Here is a 6,157-nt window from a genome sequence, read left to right as displayed (position 1 = left end):
GGGGGGGTTCCGGGACACGGAGGATAAGGTCGACCGTGGAGTAATCCGGGCATCTGGTTCCATTGATGAAGTCTTTTCCAACTTTGTTCATAGGGTCACACCCTGGATATACGATGATCTGATCGCGGGAAAAAAAGAGGTTTGTCCTTTACGGACCGCTGTGATGTGATGTGAAGAGGGGTTCATGCCGCCGCTTTCAGGTACAGGTTCGCGTACACGATCTGTCCCTTGCTCTTTCCATGGCGTTCGCCAAGGTCGCCGATGTAGTGGTCAAAGGTATATTTGCCACCATCGACCTCCTTCTCGACCGTGCCGACCTTCTTGTACCCGGGAAGCATGAACTTGATCTTCCCAAGCACGTACATCTCGCCCTTGACCATCTGGCCGCCGACACGTCCCTCCACATCGCCCTTGATGATGACGGTGCCGCCCTCAGCATGGGTGGAGACGTGGATGAATGCGTTCTTCTCGATGATGATGGTCCCGCCGAGCATGGCAGTGCCGATATCGTTGCCGGCATTGCCCCTGATCCGGATGAGACCGCCTTTCATGCCTCTCCAGTCGCCACGGTAGGCGCAGCCGACATGGTTTCCGGCGTTGCCATCGCAGAGGAGCTCGCCGCCTTCCATCTGGATCCCGCAGAAGGAGTCCATGTTCCCCCTGATGTGGATTTTGCCGCCCTTCATCCAGCCTCCGACATACATGTCGGCATTGCCGTTGACGGTAACCGATCCTGCGGTCATCTTGGAGCCGATATACTTGACACGGGTGCAGTCGCCGGCAATCACGATGTCGGTCTCGGCTGCGGTTGCGCCTGCATCACCAGTGATGGTGAAGAAGTCCCCGAGTTTTAAGACGAACTTGCCTTCGTGTCCCGGGAGCTCTGCGATCTGCGCTGCGGTCTTTCCTGCGAATGCATCGGGGGTGATGCTGTAGCCCTCGAACATGAGTTCGGGGACCTTTGTGGGTTTTAAGGTTACAGTTGCCATGATCTCGACCTCAGGCCTCCACATTGACGTCAATGATTGACTGGTGCGGGGCAAGGTATTCCCGGACCGGGTAGTTGCTGATATCGACTGTGTAGGTTCCCTGGTGGAATGCCTGGCTGACATCCCTTGTGACCTGCGGGTTCTCGGGCATCTTGACCTTGACCCAGACGGTCTTCTTGTGGCCGTGGCTGACAACCTCTCCATCCTTAACAACAATTTCGCCATCCTTGATGAAGCAGGAAGCCCGCTGTAATGCCGTCTCGATCTTCTCGGCATCGCTTGGCATGTTCTTGTAGTTGAGGTCGAAGATAGAGACATCCCCGTGCATGCCGGGTGCAAGGCCGCCATAGACGCTTCCGAGGCCAAGGCACTTTGCCGGGCCGGACCGGGTCATCTGGGCAATCTCGTAGAGGCTGAGTTCGCGGTCGATTCCGTGGATGTAGGTTGCATTGATGACCTTGTCGGTGTTCTTCATGGAGGCAAGGGTTGCTTCCCGGGCCTTCCTGCTCATGAGCCACTTGATGACGCGGGGGTACCGGGTGAACGGACCTGCGTTCGGGTGGTCGGTGGTGAGGAAGCACCGGTTCATGTCCTTGGCAAAGAGTGCGAGTTCAAGACCGGTTGCCCACTGGATTGCATTGGGCAGGACATCCTTGTCGTAGATGTAGGGGACAATGCCCGCTGCAGTCTCCATCTCGACATCAACATTGGTCCACTTTAAGTGGTTGAGGCCGTGGAGGTGGTGCTCGAACGGGCCGTCTGCGGTCATGGTGGTGGTCTCGTCCAGGGTTACTGCGCCGAGATCGAAGGTGATGTTCTTCTGCCTGTTGACATAGTCCATGACTTCCTTTGACTTGGAGCAGAAGTCCTTCCAGCCCTCTCCGCCATACGAGTGGAACTGGAGGTGGGTGGAGTGCATGACCGATTCACGGCCGAACTTGTTCGTAGTTTTGACGCCTTCGGCAAGTCTGAGGGCTTCGATCGTGTCCGGGTAGTTGCCGGGGTTGCCAAGATTGTTCTGGTGGAGGTGAACCGAGTGCGGGAGGCCGAGGTATTCATTTGCCTCGATCAAGCCCTTGATGATCTCTGCCGGGGTGATCTCGAAGTACGGGACGGGGTCATTGAGGCTTAAACAGTTGAGACCCCATGCCCATGCAGCAGTGCCGCCGGGGTTGACGAGCTTGATACCATAGCCTTTCGTGACTTTGAGGAGCCAGGCAATGTAGGATGCCGTGTTCTCGACCTCACCCTTCTGGAGGTACTCCATGACAAACCAGTTGTTGGCGAAGACCGGCAGTGCCGCTTCGTCTATGATCGGGGTGTCGTGGATCTCCTCGTGCACATGGGGGGCGAGGAGCGGGGGCATTGCTGCTTCCATGACAAAGGAATATCCCATCCGGGCGTAATCGTACCCGGTCTTGAAGACCGAGGGGATCGAGAAGCCGGACTCCATGCGGTAGCCGTTTTTCTGGGCCATCCCGCTCTGGCAGACTCCTGCGCGGAGTTTGTCTTCAGGACGCATCAGGCGACCGGCATTGACCTTGGGGCCTGCAACGTGGGAGTGGATGTCCACACCGCCACCCATGACGACTTTGCCCTTTGCATCGATGACCTTTGCTGAGGAGCTGACCTTCTCGACAATCTTACCGTCCTTGATGGCAACATCACCGATATCGCCGTCGATCTTCCGGGTCGGGTCGATGATAAACCCGCCTTTAATGATACATTCTCCTGATGACATCTCAGATCACCGCCTCTGACTCGGGGTATCTCCGGTCTTCCTTTGCTGCAAGCCAGATGGGCGCTGTCTTTGTCAGCTCGCACATGCGCTCATAGACCCGGTTGAAGAGTTCCTCGTCGCTTGGTACGCCCGGGAGCCCCTTGAGCACTGCTTTGAACTGGATCGGCACGTTGTCCATACGATAGACAACGCCCGGCTCGTCCACACCGGCAATCCTGACGGGGATATGGAGGTCCGAGATCTCGCTTGCCATATTGAAGTTCGGATCAACGGTGATGAACGGGTGCTTCTTCAGATGCTGGACCGGCTGGATCGGGAAGTGGGCACCGGCATCGGCACCGACATTGACAAAGCAGTCAACTTCGTCTCTCATGGCGAGGTCAACGGAGCTGGTCTCGCCCGGGTTCATGTGGGCGTGGGTTCCCTTCGAGAGGTCAATGCAGTACGGGAAGCCGAACTGCCAGGCCCAGACCTGGCCGGGGCCGGCAATGTTGTAGTGGCCCCGCATGGCCATGATCGAGCACTTGGTGTGCTCGTTGAGGTCGCGGGTGAGGCTGATTGCGTGGTCGATGTTGTGGTTGCGGCCGTCCGTGTGCGTGCAGCCCATGCCGAAGAAGATCATGCAGAACTTGGCGTTCTTCATGATCTCGACCGACTGCTTGATCTTTTCCTTATGGATGCCTGCTACTACATCGGGGATGTCGTGGCCCCTGAGCACGGTGCGGAATGCATTGAAGAGCTCGTAGTCATGACCCTGGTCGAGCATCAGGTGGTGGTCAGCAAGTTTCGCGGTATCGGTCTCACGCGGGTCAATGCAGAGGACGGTCCGGTGCATCTGGCCCTTTGGGGTAAAGTAACCCCGGGGGAAGATCGAGTACCGGGAGGTGTGCCGGGGGTGGGCGTGCATGGGGTTGCAGCCCCAGAAGACCACGACATCGGCGCGGTTCTTGGCTTCCCCAAGGGTGCAGCTCGGGTAGCCGTTGTCGAAGATTGCAAGGAACGAGGGTCCGTGGCAGATGGTTGCACAGTTGTCGAGCACTGCGCCCGACTTCTCTGCGATACGGGCAACTGCGCTCATGCCCTCGCAGTTGGTTGAGCCAAAGCCGTACACCAGGGGCTTCTTGGCTGCGAGCATGGTCTTTGCCATCCAGTCGATCGCCTCATCATAGGGGATCTCCTTCATGGAACCGTCGGGCTGGCGCTGGCGCGGGAGGCGCGGGCGGGTGGGGTCGTTTGCATGGTGGAACAGGTTTGTTCCGATGATACATGCATTGTGCACTTCAAGGATCCTGGTCTCATCGTCAGAGACAAGCACTTCGATATCATCGCAGGATGACCCGCAGTACGGGCAGCCTACGCCTTTGATCAGCTTTGGCATGATTTACTCGCCTCCTTTCCAGAGCCCGACAGATCCCTGTACAAGCTGGAGAGCGGTTTTGAGTTTCTCTTCAGGTGCGGGCTCGATGGTGACCGGAAAGCCGCTGTACTGCGGGGTGCCGGTGGACTGGGTCCGGGGCGGGACTACCTGGTTTGCCCAGACGCCCTGCCGGATGTGGGCAAGGCCCGGGGGAACGTACTGGGTTGCATGGATTGCCTTGACAATCACGCTGCCGCATTCGCTCGTGACCCTTATATTGGTGTTTTTCCAGATGCCGGCTTTCTTCATGTCGTCCTCGTGCATCTCGCAGATGGAGCAGGCCTCGAAGTAATCGGGGTTGGTCTTGCCCTTCTCCATGGCAGCGCCTTCCTCAATGGAGCGCTGCGTGATCATGTTACAGTGGATTTTTGTCATTGTTCTCTCTCCCCTGTTACAGATGTACCATTGCGCCTGTCTCTCCCCTTCCTGAAAGGGTGATCACTTTGTACGGGCATGCATTGACACACACGCCGCAGCCGGCACACAGTTCCGACTTCGCGTCAACGCTGATGGATTTCCCATCCTTAACCGCGTAGATCTTGTCTTTCGTTACCGGATCGAGCGTATGAAGCTCGATGGCGTTGACCGGGCAGGCAACAACGCAGATCCCGCACCCGGTGCAACGGTTCATGTTTACATGTACTGAAAACGCCATGCACATCACACAAAAGTTAACTTGTTGTTTGTATGGCGATCACTTGTTTACTAAAATTAATAAACCTTCTGAAATCGAAATTAAAGTCTATTGAATTCAGTTATCCTTGCATCGTCCCTGAAACGATCCCCATGAACTCCCCGTCATAAAAACGGTTGTCTTTGGCGGCAATGGTACGAATCGGGTTGAAAAAAAGTTCTTATTCTTACCCTTGCAGAACGGCTTGTTCACGCCGATGAGGGCTCTTGAGTAAATGGCTCTTTCCCCGGTAAATACTCGTATTTAATAAATTATTTTTACTCCGACATTCAATAATTCAATGGAGTTAACACGATGAGTATCAACAACATCGACACCGCACAGGTAAAACAATACAAGAAGGAGATCCAGGCGGATCCCACGGAAGCAAAGTTCACCGCGAAGATCGAGGGAGACTGGCTCTTTGAGGCCGGTGGCCCGCAGTTCCGTTCAACGGTCAAGGTGAAGGATGGTACCTATACCATGGAATCCAGCCACCCGAACTTTGCCGGCCCTGCCTGCCGGCCCGGCCCGATGGCCTTTGGCCTCTTCTGGTTTGCTGCCTGTTACTCCAGCACCTTTGTCACCGAAGCAGCAATGCGGAACCTTACGCTCACCGCGGTCAAGACCCGGGTGGAAGCAGATCTTGATTACACCGCCCAGTTCGATCTCGGCAATACCCCGCTGATCGCCGGGTACCGGGTTTTCATGGACGTGAAGGGAAACGTAACTGACGCCCAGGTCCAGGATCTCAGGGAATATGCTCTCAAGCGGTGCATGGGCATGTTCACCATCCAGCATGCAATTGCGCTTAAAGCCGAAGTCCGGCTCCAGAAATAAACCGTATCCCGGGTGCATGAGCGTGCAGGAACAAAAGGATCCGGTTGATCCGGCCAGGGTCCGGGAAATCGCCGAGGAGTATTACCGGTCAGGACAGTTCTACTGCTCGGAAGCGATCGTAAAGACCATCAACGATGAGTTCGGGCTGAAGTATCCCGATAAGGTAGTCAGGCTGGCATCCGGGTTCCCGATTGGTATCGGCAGTGCCGGCTGCGCCTGTGGTGCTGTCACCGGGGGGGTGATGGCACTCGGGATGGTTTTTGGGCGTGACGAGCAGGGCGATCCCCGCATTGACCGGTGCCTGGCCCTTGCTCGGGAACTGCATGCGTTCTTCACGCACCGGCACGGGTGCCTCTGCTGCCGTACCCTGACACATGGCATGGTACTGAAATCCCCGGAACATATGCGGCAATGCATTGCATTTACCGGTGAAGTTGCAGAAGAAACGGCAAAGATCATCCTGCGGGAGCTGGACAATCCCACAGGAAATTCGTAAC

7 protein-coding genes are annotated in these 6,157 nt (G+C 56.4%); 2 read left to right on the top strand and 5 right to left on the bottom strand.

Annotation, left to right across the window (positions count from 1 at the left end; genetic code table 11):
- Window positions 1–182 precede the first annotated feature (182 nt).
- Genes WC598_RS14355 through WC598_RS14335 form a run of 5 tightly spaced genes read right to left on the bottom strand, consistent with a single transcriptional unit; the run spans window position 183 to window position 4,802 of the window.
- Complete coding sequence (locus tag WC598_RS14355; protein ID WP_372962197.1) at window positions 183–989, bottom strand: formylmethanofuran dehydrogenase subunit C; 807 nt, start codon at window positions 987–989, stop codon at window positions 183–185.
- A 10-nt stretch (window positions 990–999) separates the two neighbouring features.
- On the bottom strand, window positions 1,000–2,730 hold the full coding sequence (locus tag WC598_RS14350; RefSeq protein ID WP_372962196.1) for a formylmethanofuran dehydrogenase subunit A: 1,731 nt from the start codon (window positions 2,728–2,730) through the stop codon (window positions 1,000–1,002).
- A 1-nt stretch (window position 2,731) separates the two neighbouring features.
- Window positions 2,732–4,108 (bottom strand): formylmethanofuran dehydrogenase subunit B, encoded by a 1,377-nt coding sequence (locus tag WC598_RS14345; RefSeq protein ID WP_372962195.1) that lies wholly within the window; start codon window positions 4,106–4,108, stop codon window positions 2,732–2,734.
- A 3-nt stretch (window positions 4,109–4,111) separates the two neighbouring features.
- Window positions 4,112–4,522 carry a molybdopterin dinucleotide binding domain-containing protein gene (locus tag WC598_RS14340; RefSeq protein WP_372962194.1) on the bottom strand — a complete coding sequence of 137 codons (411 nt, stop codon included), beginning with the start codon at window positions 4,520–4,522 and terminating at the stop codon, window positions 4,112–4,114.
- 16 nt (window positions 4,523–4,538) lie between these two features.
- A complete protein-coding gene (locus WC598_RS14335; RefSeq protein WP_372962193.1) occupies window positions 4,539–4,802 on the bottom strand; it encodes a 4Fe-4S dicluster domain-containing protein in 264 nt (87 codons plus the stop codon).
- Window positions 4,803–5,135: 333 nt separating this feature from the next.
- Between WC598_RS14335 and WC598_RS14330 the strand changes: the two genes are divergently transcribed.
- Both WC598_RS14330 and WC598_RS14325 read left to right on the top strand, forming a co-directional pair.
- On the top strand, window positions 5,136–5,660 hold the full coding sequence (locus WC598_RS14330; protein WP_372962192.1) for an OsmC family protein: 525 nt from the start codon (window positions 5,136–5,138) through the stop codon (window positions 5,658–5,660).
- A 22-nt stretch (window positions 5,661–5,682) separates the two neighbouring features.
- Window positions 5,683–6,156 (top strand): C-GCAxxG-C-C family protein, encoded by a 474-nt coding sequence (locus WC598_RS14325; RefSeq protein WP_372962191.1) that lies wholly within the window; start codon window positions 5,683–5,685, stop codon window positions 6,154–6,156.
- Window position 6,157 lies beyond the last annotated feature (1 nt).

Origin of the sequence: Methanoregula sp., from assembly GCF_041645475.1 — an archaeon.
Taxonomy (GTDB): domain Archaea; phylum Halobacteriota; class Methanomicrobia; order Methanomicrobiales; family Methanospirillaceae; genus Methanoregula.
The sequence above is the reverse complement of the archived record's forward strand: the minus strand, read 5'-3'. Positions and strand labels throughout refer to the sequence as shown.

What these genes read in the sequence shown, in the direction of transcription:
- WC598_RS14355 (WP_372962197.1), bottom strand. Translation starts at nt 989, where the DNA reads ATGGCAACTGTAACCTTAAAACCCACAAAGGTCCCCGAACTCATGTTC.
- WC598_RS14350 (WP_372962196.1), bottom strand. Translation starts at nt 2,730, where the DNA reads ATGTCATCAGGAGAATGTATCATTAAAGGCGGGTTTATCATCGACCCG.
- WC598_RS14345 (WP_372962195.1), bottom strand. Translation starts at nt 4,108, where the DNA reads ATGCCAAAGCTGATCAAAGGCGTAGGCTGCCCGTACTGCGGGTCATCC.
- WC598_RS14340 (WP_372962194.1), bottom strand. Translation starts at nt 4,522, where the DNA reads ATGACAAAAATCCACTGTAACATGATCACGCAGCGCTCCATTGAGGAA.
- WC598_RS14335 (WP_372962193.1), bottom strand. Translation starts at nt 4,802, where the DNA reads ATGGCGTTTTCAGTACATGTAAACATGAACCGTTGCACCGGGTGCGGG.
- WC598_RS14330 (WP_372962192.1), top strand. Translation starts at nt 5,136, where the DNA reads ATGAGTATCAACAACATCGACACCGCACAGGTAAAACAATACAAGAAG.